Origin of the sequence: Alcanivorax sp. DG881 (genome assembly GCF_000155615.1) — a bacterium.
GTDB lineage: Bacteria > Pseudomonadota > Gammaproteobacteria > Pseudomonadales > Alcanivoracaceae > Alcanivorax.
This window is the reverse complement of sequence record NZ_DS989915.1, coordinates 1,275,975-1,295,716: the sequence shown is the minus strand read 5'-3', so window position 1 is coordinate 1,295,716 and position 19,742 is coordinate 1,275,975. Positions and strand designations below refer to the sequence as shown.

At 58.1% G+C, this 19,742-nt stretch carries 19 protein-coding genes; 9 read left to right on the top strand and 10 right to left on the bottom strand.

All coding sequences use genetic code 11. The annotated features are described in order from the left end of the window. Positions 1-55 precede the first annotated feature (55 nt). Positions 56-2,092, top strand: coding sequence for a hypothetical protein (locus ADG881_RS05810; RefSeq protein WP_050760125.1), 2,037 nt, complete (start codon positions 56-58; stop codon positions 2,090-2,092). A gap of 28 nt (positions 2,093-2,120) precedes the next feature. Here ADG881_RS05810 and ADG881_RS05805 read toward each other — a convergent pair whose 3' ends face one another. The 5 genes from ADG881_RS05805 to miaB form a co-directional block, all read right to left on the bottom strand. Beyond that, positions 2,121-3,215: a sulfate/molybdate ABC transporter ATP-binding protein gene (locus ADG881_RS05805; protein WP_007149788.1), complete on the bottom strand. Its 1,095-nt coding sequence runs from the start codon at positions 3,213-3,215 to the stop codon at positions 2,121-2,123. After that, the gene (gene cysW / locus ADG881_RS05800; protein ID WP_007148783.1) at positions 3,212-4,066 is read right to left on the bottom strand and encodes a sulfate ABC transporter permease subunit CysW; all 855 of its coding nucleotides are present in this window, start codon (positions 4,064-4,066) and stop codon (positions 3,212-3,214) included. Before cysW ends, ADG881_RS05805 begins: the two co-directional genes overlap by 4 nt. A gap of 2 nt (positions 4,067-4,068) precedes the next feature. Continuing rightward, positions 4,069-4,896, bottom strand: coding sequence for a sulfate ABC transporter permease subunit CysT (gene cysT, locus ADG881_RS05795; protein WP_039927247.1), 828 nt, complete (start codon positions 4,894-4,896; stop codon positions 4,069-4,071). A gap of 25 nt (positions 4,897-4,921) precedes the next feature. Then, positions 4,922-5,923 (bottom strand): thiosulfate ABC transporter substrate-binding protein CysP, encoded by a 1,002-nt coding sequence (cysP, locus tag ADG881_RS05790; protein ID WP_007151448.1) that lies wholly within the window; start codon positions 5,921-5,923, stop codon positions 4,922-4,924. Positions 5,924-6,053: 130 nt separating this feature from the next. Continuing rightward, the gene (miaB, locus tag ADG881_RS05785; protein ID WP_007150980.1) at positions 6,054-7,391 is read right to left on the bottom strand and encodes a tRNA (N6-isopentenyl adenosine(37)-C2)-methylthiotransferase MiaB; all 1,338 of its coding nucleotides are present in this window, start codon (positions 7,389-7,391) and stop codon (positions 6,054-6,056) included. An 80-nt stretch (positions 7,392-7,471) separates the two neighbouring features. Between miaB and ADG881_RS05780 the strand changes: the two genes are divergently transcribed. From ADG881_RS05780 to ADG881_RS05760, 5 genes are all read left to right on the top strand, one after another. Beyond that, entirely contained in the window at positions 7,472-8,044 is a 573-nt protein-coding gene (locus tag ADG881_RS05780) for an SCO family protein (RefSeq protein WP_039927246.1), read from the top strand. Beyond that, positions 8,025-8,480 carry a copper chaperone PCu(A)C gene (locus ADG881_RS05775; RefSeq protein ID WP_007150565.1) on the top strand — a complete coding sequence of 152 codons (456 nt, stop codon included), beginning with the start codon at positions 8,025-8,027 and terminating at the stop codon, positions 8,478-8,480. The genes ADG881_RS05780 and ADG881_RS05775 overlap by 20 nt, the downstream gene beginning before the upstream one ends. Positions 8,481-8,563: 83 nt before the next feature. Next, on the top strand, positions 8,564-9,799 hold the full coding sequence (locus ADG881_RS05770) for a hypothetical protein (protein ID WP_007148560.1): 1,236 nt from the start codon (positions 8,564-8,566) through the stop codon (positions 9,797-9,799). A 12-nt stretch (positions 9,800-9,811) separates the two neighbouring features. Further along, positions 9,812-10,219: a hypothetical protein gene (locus ADG881_RS05765; protein ID WP_039926308.1), complete on the top strand. Its 408-nt coding sequence runs from the start codon at positions 9,812-9,814 to the stop codon at positions 10,217-10,219. A gap of 148 nt (positions 10,220-10,367) precedes the next feature. Continuing rightward, positions 10,368-11,300: an endonuclease/exonuclease/phosphatase family protein gene (locus ADG881_RS05760; protein WP_007149461.1), complete on the top strand. Its 933-nt coding sequence runs from the start codon at positions 10,368-10,370 to the stop codon at positions 11,298-11,300. A 194-nt stretch (positions 11,301-11,494) separates the two neighbouring features. On the opposite strand, the gene ADG881_RS05755 is transcribed toward ADG881_RS05760, so the two are convergent. The 3 genes from ADG881_RS05755 to ADG881_RS05745 all read right to left on the bottom strand — a co-directional run bounded on the left by ADG881_RS05755 (position 11,495) and on the right by ADG881_RS05745 (position 14,053). After that, a complete protein-coding gene (locus ADG881_RS05755) occupies positions 11,495-12,205 on the bottom strand; it encodes a TorF family putative porin (RefSeq protein WP_007149341.1) in 711 nt (236 codons plus the stop codon). A gap of 217 nt (positions 12,206-12,422) precedes the next feature. Continuing rightward, positions 12,423-12,893 carry a hypothetical protein gene (locus tag ADG881_RS05750; protein ID WP_007149245.1) on the bottom strand — a complete coding sequence of 157 codons (471 nt, stop codon included), beginning with the start codon at positions 12,891-12,893 and terminating at the stop codon, positions 12,423-12,425. Between the two features lie 110 nt (positions 12,894-13,003). After that, positions 13,004-14,053, bottom strand: coding sequence for a M14 family zinc carboxypeptidase (locus ADG881_RS05745; RefSeq protein ID WP_007151169.1), 1,050 nt, complete (start codon positions 14,051-14,053; stop codon positions 13,004-13,006). 284 nt (positions 14,054-14,337) lie between these two features. Here ADG881_RS05745 and ADG881_RS05740 point away from each other — a divergent pair, with 284 nt between their 5' ends. Then, positions 14,338-15,078 (top strand): YiiX/YebB-like N1pC/P60 family cysteine hydrolase, encoded by a 741-nt coding sequence (locus ADG881_RS05740; protein WP_007150174.1) that lies wholly within the window; start codon positions 14,338-14,340, stop codon positions 15,076-15,078. Here ADG881_RS05740 and ADG881_RS05735 read toward each other — a convergent pair. After that, complete coding sequence (locus ADG881_RS05735) at positions 14,978-15,439, bottom strand: isoprenylcysteine carboxylmethyltransferase family protein (RefSeq protein ID WP_039926307.1); 462 nt, start codon at positions 15,437-15,439, stop codon at positions 14,978-14,980. The two genes, ADG881_RS05740 and ADG881_RS05735, sit on opposite strands and share 101 nt — an antisense overlap. A 395-nt stretch (positions 15,440-15,834) precedes the next feature. Between ADG881_RS05735 and ADG881_RS05730 the strand changes: the two genes are divergently transcribed. Beyond that, a complete protein-coding gene (locus ADG881_RS05730; RefSeq protein ID WP_007151315.1) occupies positions 15,835-17,301 on the top strand; it encodes a PhoH family protein in 1,467 nt (488 codons plus the stop codon). 128 nt (positions 17,302-17,429) lie between these two features. Here the strand turns inward: ADG881_RS05730 and ADG881_RS05725 are convergent, their stop codons facing one another. Continuing rightward, a complete protein-coding gene (locus ADG881_RS05725) occupies positions 17,430-18,434 on the bottom strand; it encodes a hypothetical protein (protein WP_007149691.1) in 1,005 nt (334 codons plus the stop codon). A 547-nt stretch (positions 18,435-18,981) separates the two neighbouring features. Here ADG881_RS05725 and ADG881_RS05720 point away from each other — a divergent pair. Further along, entirely contained in the window at positions 18,982-19,665 is a 684-nt protein-coding gene (locus ADG881_RS05720) for an OmpW family protein (protein WP_007150249.1), read from the top strand. Positions 19,666-19,742 lie beyond the last annotated feature (77 nt).

The window sequence follows — 19,742 nt, the reverse complement described above, 5'->3', positions numbered from 1 at the left end:
GAGGGTTTCAGTGGTTCGATGGGTTGTTATCAATGGATGGAAAGGGAGTAACAGGATGAACATCGGCACGTATCGTAACCTTGGTTTCACCGCGCTGGCGGCGGCAGTGGGTCTGGCCGCTTGCGGGGGTGACAGTAGCAGTAATAATAGCGTCACACCGCCTTCAGCTCGATCAGCCCCTATTCTGGTGATGCTCAATGGCCCGACCAACCGGGGACAAATCGATCGACTGGACCCGGCGCTGAACGTGGAAGCGAATTTTTCATCCGGTGGCAACGAAGGCATGGCGCAGGATCTGCTGGGCAATCTGTATGTGGCCGATGACACGGCGACGCCCAGCACCTTCCAAACCATTCACCTTGCGGCCCAGCGAGAAGACGGCAGCCTCACTGATCCGGCGCTGGAGCGTGATATCGATGCGCCCGGTTCCGCTACGGTGAAAGGAATTGCCGTGGCTCATGAGGCGGGCCTGTTGTTCGCCGCCAATGTGGGCGGTAACAGTATTGAAGTGTTTGGCACCGCGGCGGGGGACATGGCCCAGCCGTTGGCCTCCACCGCGCTCCCTGCCAACTGCTGGGATCTGGCCTATAACGAAACCCAGGATATTCTGTTCCTGGCCATGACCAACGGCACCATCCTGGTGGTGGATAACTATGTGGCGGGTGGATTTGACGCCAGCGCCGCGCGAACCATTACGCCAGGCGACGGCGTCAGCATTTCCAACATTCACGGGATTGCCTACCGCGCGGATACCGACACCCTGGTAGTCACCGATGTGGGGGATGCGGCGGTGGCCGATGATGGCAAGGTCTATGTGATCAGCAACGCCAGCTCCGCTTCTGGCATGGTGACCCCGGATCGCACACTGGCAGGGCCGGCCACCATGCTGGGTAATCCGGTGGATCTGATTCTGGAAGGCAACAAGGCGTTTATTGCCGAGAAATCCAACGACGCCATTCTGGTCTACAACAATATTTTTGCGGGCCAGTCCGGCGATGTGGCGCCCAATCGCACGGTGGCATCGGTGAAGCCGGAATCGCTGGTGCGCATCACGACGCCACGCCTGGAAGCGGATGTCTCGGATATCGATGACAGCGACACCACGATCGATGGCGTGCTGGTGTCCAGCAATGCGCCGTTGGCGGGTGACCCGGATGTGGTGGTGCTGGATACCGACCTGACCACCGTGCAACGGGACTTCACCGTGGGCGAGTCACTGGAAAGCGTCAGCGTTAACCAACTGGGCGATGTCTACCTGACCGCCGATGATGGCGCCAACCTGGACGGCCGCATTGTGGTGGTGAACCGTCTTGGAACGGAGCGTGACGGCGAGATGTTTTCGCTGAGCCGCGACCGCATTGTGTCCGGGGCGGCAACTACGCTGGTCAGCCCGAAAGGCTTTGATGTGGCGGACGAAGCCGGGCTGCTGCTGATCACCGATAACGGTGACCCGGCGGTGAAAGTCTTTGGTGCCCAGTCGGGTGCAGATGCGCCTCCGCTGTTCACCACCTCCCTGGCAGTGGCGCCCTGGGATCTGGATTACCACCCCAAGGGCGATCAGCTCTTTGTGGCGCTGACCGATGGCACGGTTGCGGTGTTCGATGATTATCTGGCCAACCAGGGGGCGGAAGATCCGGACCGGATCATCACCCCGACCATCGGTGGCAGTGCCATTGCGGCGCCGACCAACCTGCATGGCATTGTCTATGTGGCGGATCGCAAAACCCTGATCGTTTCCGATGTGGGCAGCGGCGCGGTGGGCACCGATGGCAAGCTGTATGTGATCGAGAAAGCGGACCGTGCGGATGGCAATACCGATGTGGCGGTTAGCATTGATAATGGTGATGGCACCACCGTGGGCAATACCCAGCTGGGCAACCCGGTGGATATCGCCTTCGATGGCAGCAGCCTGTACGTGGCGGAAAAATCCCAGGATCAGGTGCTGCGCTTCGATAACATCCTGTCCAGCCCGGGCGGCGATGTGACACCGGATGCCAGTTATGCGCAGACCAAACCGGAGTCCGTGGTGTTGTTGCCAGATTACCTGGCACCTTCTGAAGAGGATGGCCTGGGCAGAGGCAGCATACGCTGAGGCCAGGCTGCTGAAGCGGGGCGTCGGGTCAGGCAGGTGTGACCCGGGGCCCCAGATTGCCGTCGCAGGTGACGGTCTGTAATTGGCGCGGATGCACAAACAGGGTATCTCCCGGTTGTGCATTCAGCGCTTGCCAGGCGTCCCGGCTCAGTTCTACTTCCATCACCTCCGCTGGCCAGCCCAGTGCTTCCAGTTCCAGTGTTACCGTGCCGCCAAACACGCTGCGTGCGCCCAGTTTGACGGGCAGGTTGGCGCTGTCACTGGGGGTTTTGCTCAAGTCCGCCTCGTGGGGGCGCAGGTAAAGGGTGAGCTCACCATCCGGGCAGGCGCCTTCGGTGGTAAGGCGCAGTTGCGCGTTGCCCGCTTGCCAGCTACGGCCGTCGTAGTGCCCCTTCAGTGCATTGATGTGTCCCAGGAAATCGAACACGAAACGGCTGGCCGGTTGCTCGTAGACGGTGAGCGGTGAGGCCATTTGTTCGATGCGTCCCTGGCTCATCACCACCACCTGGTCCGACACTTCCATGGCTTCTTCCTGGTCGTGGGTCACGAAGATGCTGGTGACCGAAATCTGCTCGTGCAGATGACGCAGCCAGCGGCGCAGCTCCTTGCGCACTTTCGCATCCAGAGCCCCAAAGGGTTCGTCCAGCAACAACACGTCCGGTTTCAGGGCCAGTGCCCGGGCCAGTGCCACGCGCTGTTTCTGGCCGCCGGATAATTGTGCCGGGTAGCGACCGGCCAGGTGGCCAAGCTGGACCAGATCCAGCAGTTCATTGACCCGCTGGCGGATCGCCGAGCGGGCGGGGCGTTCCTTGCGCGGCAGCATGCGCAGGCCAAAGGCCACGTTGTCGGCGACGGTCAGGTGGCGGAACAGGGCATATTGCTGAAACACAAAGCCGACTTTGCGCTTGCGAACGTCCAGGTTGGTGACGTCCTTGCCGTGGAAAAGGACCTTACCCTGGTCGGCTTTTTCCAGCCCGGCGATGATGCGCAGCAGGGTGGTCTTGCCAGAACCGGAGGGGCCGAGCAGGCCGACCAGCTGGCCTTCCTGAACATCCAGATTGATGTCGTCCAGCGCGGTGAAATCGCCGAAACGCTTTTGAATCTGTTCGACACGAATGCTCATGGGGTGTCCTGTTCGGTTTTCTGTTCAGTGGCATTGTCCGTGTTGTGCTGTGTGGCCCATTCCAGCACGGTTTTCAGCAGCAGGGTGACCAGCGCCATGGCGGCCAGCAGGCCGGCCGCGGTAAAGGCGCCCACGGTGTTGTAGTCCTGATTCCACATCTGCACCAGCAAAGGCAGGGTCAGGGTCTGCCCGCGAATCAGGCCGGAGACCACGCTCACCGCGCCGAATTCACCCACCGCCCGGGCGTTGGTGAGTACCACCCCGTACAGCAGCGCCCAGCGGATCTTCGGCAGGGTGACATACCAGAAAGCCTGCCAGCCGGAGGCGCCAAGAATGATGGCTGCTTCTTCTTCGTGCTGGCCCTGGGACTCCATTAACGGAATCAGCACCCGTGCCACATAGGGGCAGGTAACAAAAACGGTGACCATGACCATGCCGGGCAGGGCGAACATGAGCTGCACGCCCATGCCGCTGAACCAGTTGCCCACCACGCTCTGGGCCCCGTACACCACTAGATAACATAGCCCGGCGACCACCGGGCTCATGGCGAAGGGGATGTCGATAAGGGTACTTAGCAGTTTGCGGCCGCGGAACTCGTAACGGGTAACGCACCAAGCCAGCAGAATGCCGAACAGCAGGTTCACTGGCACGGTGATTAGCGCGACGATCAGGGTCAGCTTGATGGCGCCGAGCATGTCCGGGTTGGTCAGGTTCTGCTGCACCATGGCCCAGCCCTGGCTGAAGGCTTCGGTGAAAATCAGCGCCAGTGGCATCACCAGCAAGATGGCGACCGCAGCAAAGGCGGCCATGATGAGAAGCCACTGGTGCCAGTGGCGGGGGCGTTCATGCATGGTCAGTGCCCCTTCCAGCGACGGGTCAGACGGGATTGCACCAGCTGGATACCAAAGAGCAGTACCAGCGAGGCAATCAGGATCACCGAGGCCAGTGCGCTGGCGGCGGCGTAGTCGAACTCATCCAGGCGGATGTTGACCAGCAGCGAGAGGATCTCGGTTTCGAAGGGCATATTGCCGGCGATAAAAATCACCGCACCGTATTCACCCAGGCTGCGGGTAAAGGCCAGGGCAGTGCCGGTGAGTAGTGCCGGCATCAGCTGCGCCAGAATCACCCGGGTAAAGGTGGCCATGGGTGTGGCGCCCAGGGTGGCGGCGGCTTCTTCCACGTCGGGCGTCAGGTCTTCGAGCACCGGCTGCACGGCCCGCACCACGAAGGGCAGGCTGGTGAAACTCATGGCGATCATGATGCCCAGGGGCGTGTAGGCGACGCTGATGCCGATGGCTTCAAACCATTGTCCCAGCCAGCCGTTGGCGGCAAACAGGGCCGACAGCGTCAGCCCGGCCACGGCGGTGGGCAGGGCGAACGGCAGGTCCACCAGCGCATCCATCAGGCGTCGGCCGGGGAAGCGGTAGCGGGTAATCACCCAGGCCAGCAGCAGGCCGACCACGGCGTTGATACCGCTGGCGCCGGCGGCGGCCAGCAGGGTCACGCGGAAGCTGGCCAGTGAGCGGGGGTCGGTAATCACACCCCAGTATTGAGCCCAGCTCATCTGTGAAACATGGATGGCGAGCCCGGACAGGGGCACCAGAATCACCAGACAGATAAACAACACGCTCAGCGCGAAGCTGAGCGTGAAGCCGGGTAAAACGGAGTGTTGGGTTCGCAGTAGGGGCACTGTCTATTGGCGCGGTTTAGCGCAGGCTCCGGGCCTTGGCTTGCAAGCGATCCAGCTCACCACCAGAGGCAAAGTGGGTCTTCTGGGCATCCGCCCAGGAGCCGAAATAGTCCGCCACTTCCAGCAGCTTCACCGGGGGAAACTGGTCGGCGGTTTCCTTTACCACGGTATCGTTATGTACCCGGTAGTTGAAGCCGGCCAGCAGGCGCTGGATATCTTCGCTGTACAGGAAGTTCAGGTACTCGGTGGCCACTTTGCGGGTACCTTTCTGGTCCACCACCTTGTCCACCACGGTGACCGGAAATTCGGCGAGCACGGAGGTTTTCGGGACCACCACATCGTAGTCATCGCTGCCGTACTGTTTGCGGATGTTGTTCACCTCGGACTCGAAGCTGATCAGCACATCGCCGATCTCACGCTCGGCAAAGGTGACGGTGGCCGCGCGCCCACCGGAATCGAATACCGCTACGTTGGCAAGAAAGTGGGCCATGTAGTCGCGAATCTTGTCTTCATTCCCGTCCAGACGATCACTGGTGGCCATCCAGGCGGCCAGGTAGGTGTAGCGGCCGTTGCCGGAGGTCTTCGGGTTGGGGAATACCACGCTGACGTCTTCTTTCGCCAGGTCGGCCCAGCCCTGAATGTTCTTCGGGTTGCCCTTGCGCACCAGGAAAGCGGTGGTGGAATAGTAGGGGCTGGAGTTGTTGGGCAGGCGGGTGTTCCAGTCCGCCGGGATCAGGTTGCCCTTGTCGTGCAGCACGTTGACGTCGGTCACCTGGTTAAAGGTCACCACGTCGGCTTTCAGGCCCTGCAGGATGGCGCGGGCCTGTTTGGAGGAACCGGAGTGGGACTGCTTAATGGAGACCTCTTCGCCGGTCATTTCCTGCCAGTGGGCCTGGAACTTGGGGTTCACCGCGGCAAACAGTTCACGGGCGATATCGTAGGAGCTGTTCAGCAGGGTCTGCTGGGCACTGGCGGTGCCGGCGATGGCCAGCAGCAGGGCGGAAATCCACACACGCATGGTTTGTCCTCACAAATAGATCAGCGTTGGTCAGCACGAATGAGGTTCAAGTCTATATAACCAAGCGCCAATTAAAAGCTGTTCGGATGGAACGAATCGCTATAACGATATGAGCCCGGCAAGGCCCGGGCTAGCCCGGGTTGCGCGGGTCGGTGCCCAGCAGGGAATTGCTGTACGCCTGGGCAATGGTCACATCCACGAATTGGCCGATCAGGTCGGTGTCGTCGCACTGGAAGTTCACCACCCGGTTGTTTTCGGTGCGGCCCTTGAGCTGGCCCGGGTCCTTTTTGGAGAAGCCATCCACCAGAATGCGCTGGGTGCTGCCCACCATTTTGCGGGAGATGTCCTGGGCGTTCTGGTTGATGCGCTGCTGGAGAATCGCCAGGCGCTGCTTTTTCACGTCCATGTCCACATCATCGGGCAGGTCCGCCGCCGGGGTGCCGGGGCGGGCGCTGTAGATGAAGCTGAAGGACATGTCGAAGCCGATATCATGGATCAGGTCCATGGTGTCTTCGAAGTCCCGGTCGGTTTCGCCGGGGAAGCCGATAATGAAATCCGAGCTGAAGGAGATGTCCGGACGGATGCGCTTGAGCTTGCGTAGTTTGCTCTTGTACTCAAGCACCATGTGGTTGCGCTTCATCATGGCGAGAATGCGGTCGGAGCCGGATTGCACCGGCAAGTGCAGGTGGCTGACCAGTTCCGGCACGTCTTCGTACACCTGAATCAGCGCATCGGAGAATTCCACCGGGTGGCTGGTGGTGTAGCGAATGCGATCGATGCCGTCGATGTCACGGATCAGGCGGATCAGGTCGGCCAGATCCAGCGTATCGCCATCGGCGCCCACGCCCTGGTAGGCATTCACGTTCTGGCCCAGCAGGTTGACCTCGCGCACGCCCATGTCTGCCAGGTGCTGGATTTCACTGAGCACCGGCTGGACCGGACGGCTGACTTCTTCGCCGCGGGTGTAAGGCACCACGCAGAACGTACAGTACTTGGAGCAGCCCTCCATGATGGAAACGAAAGCGGAGGGGCCGTCTACGCTGGGTTCCGGAAGGTTGTCGAACTTTTCGATTTCCGGGAAGGTCACATCAATGGCCAGCTCGCGGGTGCTGGCGGCCTGGGTAATCAGGCCGGGCAGGCGGTGCAGGGTTTGAGGACCAAATACCACGTCCACATAGGGCGCACGGTCGCGGATGGCATCGCCTTCCTGGCTGGCCACACAGCCGCCCACGCCGATAATCATGTCGGGTTTGGCGTCTTTCAGCTTTTTCCAGCGGCCCAGCTGGTGGAAGACCTTTTCCTGGGCTTTTTCCCGGATAGAGCAGGTGTTGAGAAGCAGCACATCCGCTTCTTCCGGGTTGTCGGTGGACTCCAGGCCGTGGCTGGATTCGAGCAGGTCCACCATGCGGGTAGAATCGTACTCGTTCATCTGGCAGCCGTGGGTCTGGATAAACAGCTTACGTGCCATGGGTTGCCTAACCGTCAAATAGAGTGAAAATGGGCGCGGATTATACCGCTGACTGCTGCAAACTGCGAACCGGAGAATTCATGCGAAAACTGCTGTATGTGCTGCCATTGCTGGCAGCGTTGGTGCTGGCCGGCTGTGGCAAGCAGGAAAGCGACCTGCCAGTGAATACGCGGCTGGGGGGCGATTTCACCCTGACAGACCAGAATGGGGAGCCTTTTTCGGCGGAAAAATTGAAGGGCCAGGTATCGATTCTGTTCTTTGGCTACACCCATTGCCCGGACATTTGCCCGGCGGTGCTGGCCCAGGTGGCTCAGGTTTACCGTCATCTGGAAGAAGAAGGGGTGGCCGATCAGGTACAACCGGTGTTCATTACCTTTGATCCTGAGCGGGACACGGCTGCCCATCTGAAGGAATATCTGCCCTGGTTCAAGGCGGATATGATTGGCCTGACGGGCAGCCTGGAGCAGATTCGAGCCGTGGCCGAGCAGTACGGTGTGGTCTTTATCAAGGATCAGGAGGCCGGGGAGCAGGGCTACCTGTTTACCCATAGTGATTATATTTACCTGCTGGATGAGCAGGCGCGCGTGCGCAAGTTGTATCCGGCGGATTTCAAGATTGACGAGGTGGTAACGGATGTTGAATCGCTTTTGTAAGCCCGTTTGTCAGGGCGTGGCACTGGCTGTCGCGTTGTGCGCCGGCGTTGCCAGCGCGGATGTACGTATCAGCGATGGCTGGCTGCGGGCGGTGCCGCCGGTATCGCCGACCATGGCCGGGTACCTGACGGTGACCAATGAGGGCGATACCAGCGTCAACATTACCGGCGCCCGTAGTGAAATCGCCGGCCATGCCATGCTGCACAGCATGAAAACCCTGGATGACGGGACGCGCAAAATGGGCCATCTCCACCATGTCATGTTGGCGCCGGGGGAATCGTTTTCCTTTTTGCCGGGCGGCGACCATTTGATGTTGATGAAACTGCAGCGGGTTCCGCAGCCTGGGGAGTCGGTCACGGTCTGCCTGACACAGGCTGAGGGGGAGGCGATTTGTGCCGGGTTGCCGGTTTTGCGTGAAGCGCCCTCGGACTCTTGATTCCCGATCACAATCACGGATAATGCCATCCTTTCGTCTTAGTTAAACTTTAATGAAAAAGACGAAGTTTCTGTGGGGGAACTATGGGAAAGGCATTATCTGTCGTGCTCGGTGCGTCGCTGGGCATCAGCCCTTTATGGGCGATTGCTGCTGAAAGCGACGTGGAGCAGACGCTGCGTGATTACCAGCAGCGGCTTGAAAAGCTGGAACAGCAACAGGTTGAAAGCAGCCTGACACAGCCCGAGCGGCTGCGTATCAACGGATTCCTCTCCGCCGGCATGAGCCGTGCCGAGGCGGACACCACCTTGGGTGACGACGGCAGCTACATCGATGGCTCCGGTGATAAGTGGAGCCATGATTCCCTTACCCGTGCCGGCGTACAGTTTAACGCCCAGCTCACCGACAAGGCCGAGGCGGTTGTCCAGCTGTTTGCCTCCGGTGCCGATGATTTCAATGCGGAAGTGCAGTGGGCCTACCTGGACTACGACGTTACCGAGAGCGTCAGCGTCAAGGCGGGGCGTATTGTGGCGCCGTTTTATCTGCACTCACAGTATGTGGATGTAGGTTATGCCTATCCGTGGGTGTCATTGCCTTCCGAGGTGTATCAGCTGGCGCCCATCAAAACCATGGAGGCACTGGAAGCGACCTGGGGCTTCAATACCGGCCCGGTCAGCCACCGGCTTAGCGGTTTCTGGGGGTCCAGCACCGTGGATGGCGGGCCGCGTACCAACAATGCGCAATACCAGGCTGACGATCTCGCCGGCATGAACCTGACCAGCCGCTGGCGTGACTGGACCGTGCGTGCGGCCTACTCTGCGGCGGATGTGTCCGTGGGGCAGGATGATCTGGATGCGCTGATTCCTGCTACCGCATTGGGGCTGTCCTTTGACGAGGTGTACACCTACTTTGCCGGCCTTGGCCTGCAATATGATGACGGTAGCTGGTTCATGTCTGGCGAGGTGGCTCGTCTGGACTTTGGTAACTGGTACCCCAGCAGCCAAAGTGCCTATGTGAGCCTGGGCAAGTATATGGGCAAGTGGATGCCGTTGGTGACCTGGGCGGAAGTGGATCCCCGTGATCTGGATTCCTCTTTGCCTGGCCCGATCAATGATGGCCTGGCCGAGCAGCAGAAAAGCTGGACGGCAGGATTACGTTACTCGCTCACCGATTCCATCGCCCTGAAAGGGGAGTTCAGTTACTACTACGACTTCTCCGATGATGAGGTTTCCACCACAGGGTTCTTTGTCACCGACCCGGGGGCGGAGATGGAAGATGATCATGCCACCATTGTGCGTCTCAGCGCCGATCTGGTCTTTTAAGGGAGAATGATAATGAAGAAATGGATAATTTCATTGCTCCTGACCCTGTCCGCCACTCTGCACGCCGAGCCGGTTGTGGTGGTTTCAGCCAGTAGCGAATTGACCATGCTGACCCAGGACGAAGTACGCCAGTTATTTAATGGTTTGACTCGCCGGGCGTCTGGCGTTGCCTTGAAACCGTTGGATTTGCCGGCTCAAAGCGCTGAGCGCACGGGCTTTTATCAGCGGGTAATGGGCAAAAGCGCGGAGCAGATGAAAAGCTATTGGGCCAGAATGATTTTCACCGGCCGAGGTATGCCGCCCCGGGAAGTGTCCAGCGACCGGGAAATGGTCATGCTGGTCGGCAGTAATCGAAACTTTATCGGTTACGTGGATGAAACCAAGGTCTCACCACAGTTAAAAGTGGTGTATCGCCCCTGAATGTGTTTTTTGACCCGCCTCTCCGGCGGGTTTTTTTTGAACATGAATTAGACGGATATCGCCGTTGTGTCAGTGCGTGGTTGCCCTGCGTTAATCCGCTTCGCTTGAGCCTCTGTTACGCAGCGGATGGCGCGCATACACTGCCTGCATGCGTTTATTCATTCTGATTGTCCTCACTATTTCCCCGCTGTTGGCCCCGGCCGATTGTGCACAGCTTGCGCCTGCCCGTGGTGTGCCTGCTGCGTCTGATCAGACATGGGCGCTGGCAACCCTGAATCTGTGGCGCCTGCGCGATGACCACAAGAACAGCGAGCTGGATGACCCTGTGTCGTCTGTGTTGTTGAGGGCACGGATAAATGCCGTTGCGGGCTTTATTGTTGAAGACCTGAACGCGCCGCATGTTCTGGCGCTTCAGGAAGTGGAAAACCAGGCCGTGCTGGATCGGCTGGCGGATCGGTTGTCGCAGCGTGGTTACCGGTATCGTTCAGCGCTGCGTGAGGGTAATGACCCTTCGGGTATGGATGTGGCAATAATGTATCGCTCACCGGTCAATATTGGGTCGGTGAGCACTCTTTTTTCAGGCCAGCAATTCCATGGTCACGCGCTGTATGCACGCCCACCGTTGGTGGTTGCGCTTGAAGCGCCGCTTGCTGCGAATGTAGTGGTGGTGCATTGGCGTAGCGCGCGGAATTTGAAGAAAGCCTGGGTTCATGAAAAAAGACAGACTCAGGCGGCCTTGTTGGCCAACTGGGTAACGATGCAGACCTCGCCATTGATTGTCGCGGGGGATTTCAATACGACGTGGGATGAAGGCCGGTTCTCCGACAGCCATGAACGGTTTGAGCAATCGGGCTTGCTGAATCTCTGGTCGTTCTTGCCTGAAAAGGAACGCTACAGTTTCCGCCACCGTTGTCGCCCGCAAGCGCTGGACCACATCTGGGTGTCACCCGGATTGAAGCCCTCTGTTAGCAAGGTTGCGGTGAGTCGTGGTAATGCGGGGCGTTATGACAGCCTGTATGGCAGCCAGGGTGTGGCACCGATTTCAGACCATGATGCATTGGTGGTGTATTTTGAACGCTAGAAGAAAAAATGCGGGAAGCTTCATGCTGCGAGTAACACCGCTCCCTCTTTGCTTTTAAGCGTCAGGCATCGGGTGTTGAGCATCAAGCGTGAAAGGAAAAAGCGCCGCAGGGTTGCTTGCGTGCTTGCGAGGACCAGGGAGAGCCCTGCGGCGTAAACAGTGGGCGACCGGAGTCGCCCGTTTTTTTGCAGTGTTTAGATCGCGAAGGCGTAGGACACAACGAACAGGGTGTCGTCCGGTACTTCGTCGCTGTCGCCCATGCAGGTGCCCGTGGCGGTATAGACGCCTGTCCCAATCGCACAGTCGTCAGCGGAAACGATTTTGGACACGGTGAAGCTCAGCTCGTCGGTCAGGGCGTAGCTCAGGTCAACGTGGGTGTAGTTGGAATCTTCAGCTTCGTTGTCCCAGGTACCGACCAGAATGCCGTACTTGTCGTAGCTGTAGCCCAGAGTGAAGTAGTTGCTTTCGTTGTCGGCGGCATCGGCACCGTGACCCACTTCACCCACACCGAAGTAACCGGTAGCGCTCAGGCCGGCAAAACCCAGACCCAGAATGACTTCTTCCAGGTCGCTGTCGGTATCGTTCGGGTAGTTGTAGTCGATGTAGGAGATGTCGAAACTGAAATCGCCGAATTCTTTACCGTAGCCAGCATAAAGATCGTATTCGGTGGTGTCGGTTTCAGAGCTGCCCCATACGCCGGCGTACAAGCCGGATGAGTGTGCGTAGTCCAGGCTACCAAACACTTGTGCACCACCAGCAGAGATGTCCTGACCACGCCAGAAGTACATGTTGGAAATACCCAGACTCCCGCCAACTTCAGCAATGGCGATAGACGGGGCCACCACGCTGGCTGCGGCAATAGCAGAGGCAATGATGGTTTTCTTCAGACCCAATACGTTTTTCATGTGCAACCCTCTTAACAAGTCTAATTTGTTCAGTGTGCGTTAGTGACGCACCGCCATATCGGCTCGATAAGAGTGTTGCAGAGAGTGTGCCAACTATTTTTTATTTATATAAAACAGTGAGTTGGTGGTTATGAGTGGTGATAAAAGAACGGTAATAAAGTGAGAAAGAAGAATGCGGTGGGCGAAATTAGTGCGCCGCACCGCATTGGTGCGATATTTATGGGCATTGCCAGTCGATGAGAACCGCATCCACGCGCTTCCCGTCCTGTTCGGTCAGTGACAGCCCGCACTGGTCGTTTTCATAGTGGAAGCTGGCTTGATAGTGCTGACCGGCCACCGGATTAAATTGTAGCGCGACGCGGCAACGGTCACGGCTCTTATCGGTTTGGCGCTGGTCGTAGCTCACCCCGATGCGGGTTGCAGGTTCTGCAGCCACGGTGGTGGTGACTTCCGGGCTCTTTTTCAGCGACTCCAGTAAATCATTGAGCGCTTCGCCGCCCAGCGGGTTTTGGGCCAGAGCATATTCGGTGGGTTTAAAGCCCTTGCCGGGCACGCACACCAAGGGTTGGGCGGCATTATTGTTACCGGTAAAGGTGACGCTGGCGGTGTTATCCCCCTCCGGTGCCTGATAGCTGAGATGCTGGCAGCCGGCCAGCAGAATGACGCAGGCAGAAGCAAGGCGTTTCATAAGTGTTTCCTGTATGGGTTAGGCCAATCGCAAAGTGCTCCAATCTTGGGCACCGCGTATGCCCGGGTCAATGCAAGGGTGGGGCCAACCTGGCCGTTACGATGCGAAAATCAGGTATCGCTGCGGCGGAACCAGTGTTCAATGGCCTGGCGGGTGAGGCGTTGCTTCTCTTTCGGGGTTGGCAACCAGTTACCGGCGTTGCTGGCCATGGCGGTGAGGAACTCGAAGAAGGGCAGATGCTGGCGCAGAACCCGGTGATGGCGGTGGCTAATCATCGGGTTGAAGTAACCGAAGAAATCCAGCATCTGGCGCGGGTTCTTGCGCACCCAGAGCCAGGACCCCATTTCCAGGGTGAAGGGCAGAAAGGTGTGATCCGGCTGCTGTTCCTGGGCGTCGTCGTACAGGTAATCCCAGAGATCTCCGTGGGTGGTGTAGTTAATCGACTGCGGCTCGATCAGGTAGGGGTGGTGATTCGGGTAGGTTTGCTCGAAGACCTGTTTGAGCCGGTATACCTCGGCAATATGCGGGATCGGCCGGTGGCTTCGCGCGTAGCAACACCAGACCCGGTCCCGACGGCCAAAGCCGCTGTGACAATCGAGGCTCATGGAGAATGGTGAGGAAAACAATTTTTCTCGCACGGTGCGGATTACCGCCTGGGCCTCGGGCTCCATGGGTTCACCCCTTTTCCCCCGATACCAGGGCAAATGCCGGCTGATGCGATGGCCGCCGACCAGAAAGGGGGCCTTGCCCATGGCGTCAATCGGGGCGTTGCGCATCAGATCCACCCCGTTGGGGTTGCTGCGGGTGCGCCGCCAGATCCCGCCTGGATTGATCATGGGCATGAAAACCAGGCGTACCTTTTCCAGGCGCCGGTGAAGCTGGTCATCCCATTGCAGGCGATGGATCAGGCTATGCAGCCAGGACATCAACACCTGACTGCCAATCCGTTCCACACCGTGTACGCCACCGAAAAAACCTATCACCGGTGCGTTGGGCGATTGGCTGCCCAGCTCAATCACATGAATTGGCAAGGAGATTTGACCCATGGGCACCTGATGCACGGTGGTCACGCGTAAATGCCGTTCCCCGTGGCGGATCAATGCATCCAGTTCCAGCAGTTCCGGCAGGTGGCGTTGCAGCAGGTAGAGCTTTTCTTCCATAGGTCACTTTCGTCCACGGTGACGCTCACCTTAACGGCAATGGATAACAGAAATGTGACGATAGAAGCGGCGGGCGATTCAGGCGGCAGCACGGTCCGGGGCTAACGGGATTCTCCGCGTTGCCACTTGTAGCTTCACGTTTGTGGCTATCTCTTCCCTTTCACCAAAGTGTGATCGTGTTGTCAGCAGAGTGTCATGACGGGTTTCTAGCGTGAAGAGCAAGGGTTTCATCGCATGACGGGCGGAGTGCTTCGTCCGGATGTCATCACAACGGAAGGGCGACTGTGGCCAAGCCAGACATTCAGCCTCACGATTCTGTTGATACATTGCGCACCGGTGATCTGTTGCTGTTTTCCGGTCGGGGGTTTACCAGCGATGTGATTCGGGTATTTACCCGCAGCCCCTGGAGTCATATAGGCATGGTGCTTCACCTGCCTGGTCAGCCGGAACCGCTGGTGCTGGAATCCACTACTCTCAGTGAATCCCCGGATGTGACCCTCGGCCACCCGATTGCCGGTGTGGCGCTGGTTCCGTTACACAGAAAAATCCGGGATTACCCGGGGGCGGTGGCGGTACGTCGACGGCACGGGCCCAATCTGTCGGAGCGCCAGCAGCGCATGGTGGCCCGCATGGCGCGCCGACTGCTGCATCGCCCCTATAAAAATTATGTGTTCTGTAATGCGCTGGATGTGCTGACCGGGTTTACCCGCCGGCCAGACCAGCGTGGCTGGTTCTGTTCCGAGCTGGTGGCCGAGCTCTATCGTCGTCTTGGCTGGTTACCTCTGGATACGCGTCCAAGCACCTTGGTGCCCGGCCATTTTGGTTCGCGTCATATGCGTTTGCAGCATGGCAAGCTGGGCCCGGTGGAATGGCTCAAATCTGAATTGCCATGGCGTCCGATGCGCGGTGAGGCCGATAAGGCGCTTACAGCCAGCGCCGCACCTTCTTCCTGTATGCCTGCCACTGCTCGCCAAACTGTTGGGCATGAAACGTTTCTTCCGCCGCGATCACATGTTGCTGGATAACCCAGATGACAGGCACCCACATCACCAGCATGCCGGTGCTGTGTTGAGCCAGTGCCATGGCCAGATGCAGACAGGCAAAGCCCAGGTAGATGGGATTACGGCTGAGCGAAAACACGCCGCCGGTGAGCAGGGCATTGGCTGCCCGGTGGGGCATCAGTGTGGTGTGGGCCCGGCGCAGCTGAATCACCGCACTGGCGGCAAGCCCGATCCCGATAAGCGCGAGCACCAGTGTGACCCATTGCTGGCCGGTGAAGTGTACCGCTGGAAGGGACAGCGCACGGTCCAGCCCATATCCCATCAGCAGCCCGCCCAGAAAGAGGGCTGGCGGCGGCATCATGACCTGGGGATGTTTGAGCGACATGGGATTTCCTTCTGTGGTGTTTGTTTGCCGGTATGCGGGGCCAAGGTGTGATTGTATCTGCCTCAGGCTGTTTTTATCACGGGAAATACCGGGCCGATGTCGGCCAGGTCAACACTGCACCGGACCGCGTTGCACGCAGTGAACGCAAGGAGAGGCAAAAGATTGAGCAATGGACTATTGATCGTTTGTGAAAAGCTGGGTTATGGTAATTCCAATCCCGCCTTTGTGGGAGTGATCGCGATCAAAAGCTGAAAAAGCTTAATGCAACTGAACCGCCAAAGGGCTTAAACCGTGGCGGCAGGCGCAGGCGTCACTCTCGCAGTCCCAGATCTGACGTCAAGCCTCAGCCGCCAAAACGAAGCAACCGTACCGTCTAACCTGTATAGGGGATACGCATGGAAGAGCGCGCGGCCAGACTCCACACCCTTTCCGTCAACCACGCAAGCGCCAGTCAGAACGACAGTTCGACCTTCGAAGAAGACCAGAAAAAAACCTACGTTATCGATACCAATGTGCTGATTCACGATCCCAACTCGTTACTGAATTTCGAGGAACATCGGGTCGTGATTCCCATGACGGTGCTGGAGGAACTGGACAAGCTCAAGAGTGGAAAATCACACACGGCGGCGGATTGCCGTGCCGCGATTCGACAGATCGACAAGGTGCTGGGCAGTGCGACACCGCAGCAGGTGGAAGAAGGAATCCCCATTCCCCGTGGTGGAGATAATGCCCCCCAGGGCACCTTGACAGTGTTGATGGCGGAACAGAACAAGACCTTTGCGCCGCTGCCCAGTGACCTGAATGACAATCGCATCATCAACGATGTGTTTGCCATGAAAGAGCAGTTCCCGGATAGCCGCTATATTCTGGTGACCAAGGACATCAATATGCGCCTCAAGGCGCGGGCTTGCGGTATCGAGTCGGAGGATTACCACAACGACCAATTGGTGTCAGACATCAAGCAGCTGACCCGGGGTTACTTTGAAGTGCCCGGATCGTTCTGGGACCAGGTCACCCAGGTGGAAACGGAACAGGTGGGCGTGGACACCCTGCACCATTTGTCCCACGGTTTGCTGGTCAGTGAAATTCTGGGTGAAGAGGTCTATCCCAATCAGTATATCGTTGACGAACAGGGGTTTGTCGGCCGGGTTATGACAGTGGAAAACGGGGTGGTGACGCTTCGGCATTACAAGGCGGACAGCCTGATGGAGCAGGAAGCCTGGGGCCTGAAACCGATGAACATTCAGCAGGCTATTGCCCTGCAGATGTTACTGGACCCGGATGTGCACATTGTCACGCTGACCGGGGCGGCCGGGTCAGGAAAAACCATTCTGGCGCTGGCGGCGGCCATCGAAATGACCGTGGAGCAAAAGAGCTTCAACAAGATTATTGCCACCCGCTCCACGCCACCACTGGCGGAAGATCATGGCTTTCTGCCCGGCACGGAAGAGGAAAAAATGGACCCGTGGCTGGGGGCCATCAATGACAATATCGAGGCGCTACATCTGAACGATGAGAATCCGTCCGGGAGCATCCAGTATGTGAAAGAACGCGCCAATATCCAGTTCAAGGCGATGAATTACATCCGAGGGCGCAGTTTCCAGAAATCCCTGATCCTGATCGATGAGAGCCAGAACCTGACCCCCCATCAGATGAAGGCGATCATTACCCGGGCAGGCGAAGGTTCCAAGGTGGTGTGCCTGGGTAACCTGGCACAAATCGACACGCCTTACCTGTCGCCCACCAGTTCCGGGCTGACTTACATGACCGAGCGCTTCAAACGGTTCGAGCATGGTGGCTCGGTGCAGCTGAACGGGGTGCCCAGGTCCAAGTTGGCGGAATACGCAGAGTCGTTTCTCTGAATTTACAATTAATAACTTCGCGAGCCACTTCAGCTTTAGCCTGAAATGTAAGAGGCCGCGCCCTGTTTGGGTGCGGCCTCTTTTTTTAAAACCAGATGACCTGGTTGGGGTCAGTTATTAATTGTTAACTATTCATTATTAATTATGTTCCTGCACGCCTCAGACTGATAGAAATCGTCCAGCACCCACTCGATAAAGGGTTCCAGTACGCCTTGTTCAACCAGAACACTGGCGCCCCGGGCCAGTGCCGGTGTAGCGATCTCGCGGATCCGTTCTTCACTGATCTGCATGCCCTCGAGGACGCTTTTCAGTGGTTTCTCCATCAGCGATGCCACGGCTGCCTGGATGCCCACGCTGACCAGACGGCGGGTGTAGGCCAGACGGGCACTTTCATCGGTAATCGCGCAACTTTGCGCCACCACTTCCGTCACAGCGCCGTCGGGCACCATCTTCATGTAATTTGCCGGTTTAAGCGGGGCGACGCGGTGGTAGCCATCGCGGGCCAGTTGCTGAATTCGCTCGTTGGTTAATTGCTTGTTCAGCCATTGCTCACCGGTTTTCAGGGTGACGCGAATATTCTTTTGCAGGTAGGTGCGAATGGATTCTTCCATGCCGCCCATGGCTTTGCCGACCACACTCTTGCGGCCCATCTTCATCATGCTGCTAACACCGGGCAGTTTCGCCAGCGCATTTTCTTCCAGCAGGAAATTCTTGATGCCGGTATAGAGCATTTCACTGACCATTTCGCTGACCAGTGGATGGTTCATGGCTGCGTGGATAGCTTTTTCCCGCAGGCTTTGCAGCTTCAGTACCTGTTCGAGAATGGCCTCGAAGTGTTCTTCGCGGAGCAGCTCACCGATGGTGGCGTCATCCTGCTCAGCAGCGTCCCACACGGCAAGGCTCACGTCGTTGATGACGTCCTGCAATCCGCGGGCACTGAGCGCTTCCTGCAGCCACTGATCAACGACCTGTACAAGACTGTCTTGATCCACCAGGTTGCCGAGCGGAATGTCAGTGAGCAGGTTGCTCGCTTGAGCCATGAGGCCCTGCCAGTGTTCCGGGTCCTGAAGCTGTTGGCTCAGATGTGCCTTGTGAGCATCGCGCAGGGCGCTGACCAGTGTGTTGGAGGACATGGTGATACAACCTCGTTGTTATTCGGTTCTGGATATTGAAGATCCCGGGCCTGGCGATGGAACGCAGACCCCCGCTTCGCGGTAGAGCACACGGCTCCGAAAGCTATCTTGCGGCATTCGCACCACGCTGTATGTAACCGGGAAGACTGCTGCCGGGGGCGCTAGTGCAAACGTTACAGACGCAGTGCGGTGGTGTGTATGCCGGGTACGGTTTGCTACCAGAGTGGATCGGCATCGGCGTGCGGTATGTTTTGTACCGTTGGTCAAAATTTATGCGGTTTGGTCAGTATGCACAAGGTTGCACAGGTAGGGGCGCCTATTCTGAATCGAGCGGGGCGCCAATATGTCTGGACATCCAGTCTGGCAGTCAGTGTGGGGGCAGGCCTGCGAGGCCTGGTATCAAGTTTGAACCGCGACAGCATTTGGCGGACGCCTGATTTTTTATTGATGCAGCGCAATGCTTGGTATCCGAATGTGGCGTTCAATGGTGCCGTGTTGGCCCATCAGGGGATTCACTCCGGGTTTTTGAATGAATAAGGGGAAGGGTATGAAACTGCGCGGACAGGGAAAAAGTGTGTTGATGTTGTCCACCGTCTTGTTGGCCGGGCCTGTCATGGCTCATCAATCCGGCGATTTCATCGTACGCATGGGGGGCATCAAGGTTGCTCCTGATGTGAGCAGTGATGCTTTCGATTCGGCATTGCCAGTGGTTGGCGGGCTAGAGGTCGATGTGGACGATGATACCCAGTTGGGGCTGACGTTCGCTTATATGGTGACAGACAGCATCGGTGTTGAATTGGTCGGGGCAACGCCGTTCACCCATGACATTATTCTGGATACCGGGGGCAGCGGGGTGGTGATTGGCGAAACCAGCCATTTGCCACCGACGTTGCTGGCGCAGTTTTATGCTCCCCAGTTGGGTCCGGTACGCGGGTATCTTGGAGCCGGGGTGAACTACACGCTGTTTTTCGATGACAGCATTGATGATGCAGTAGTGAGCCCTTTGCTGGGCGGCGCTGATGTGGATGTGAAGTTGAGCAATTCCGTGGGCTTTGCCTGGGAAGTGGGGGCGGATTTCCTCATCAATGAAAACTGGCTGCTCAATGCTAGTGTCTGGAATATCGATATCGATACCGAAGCGCGGCTGTATGTGAACGACGCTCGGGTGGATAAAATCGATGTGGAAATTGACCCTTGGGTCTACATGGTCGGCGTGGGCTATCGTTTTTAGGGGCGCTTCACGCAACACGCTGAACGCTGTAGAGAGTAAGAAGCCAGTGAGCTTGGGCGAAACGGGCGGAGAGTGTA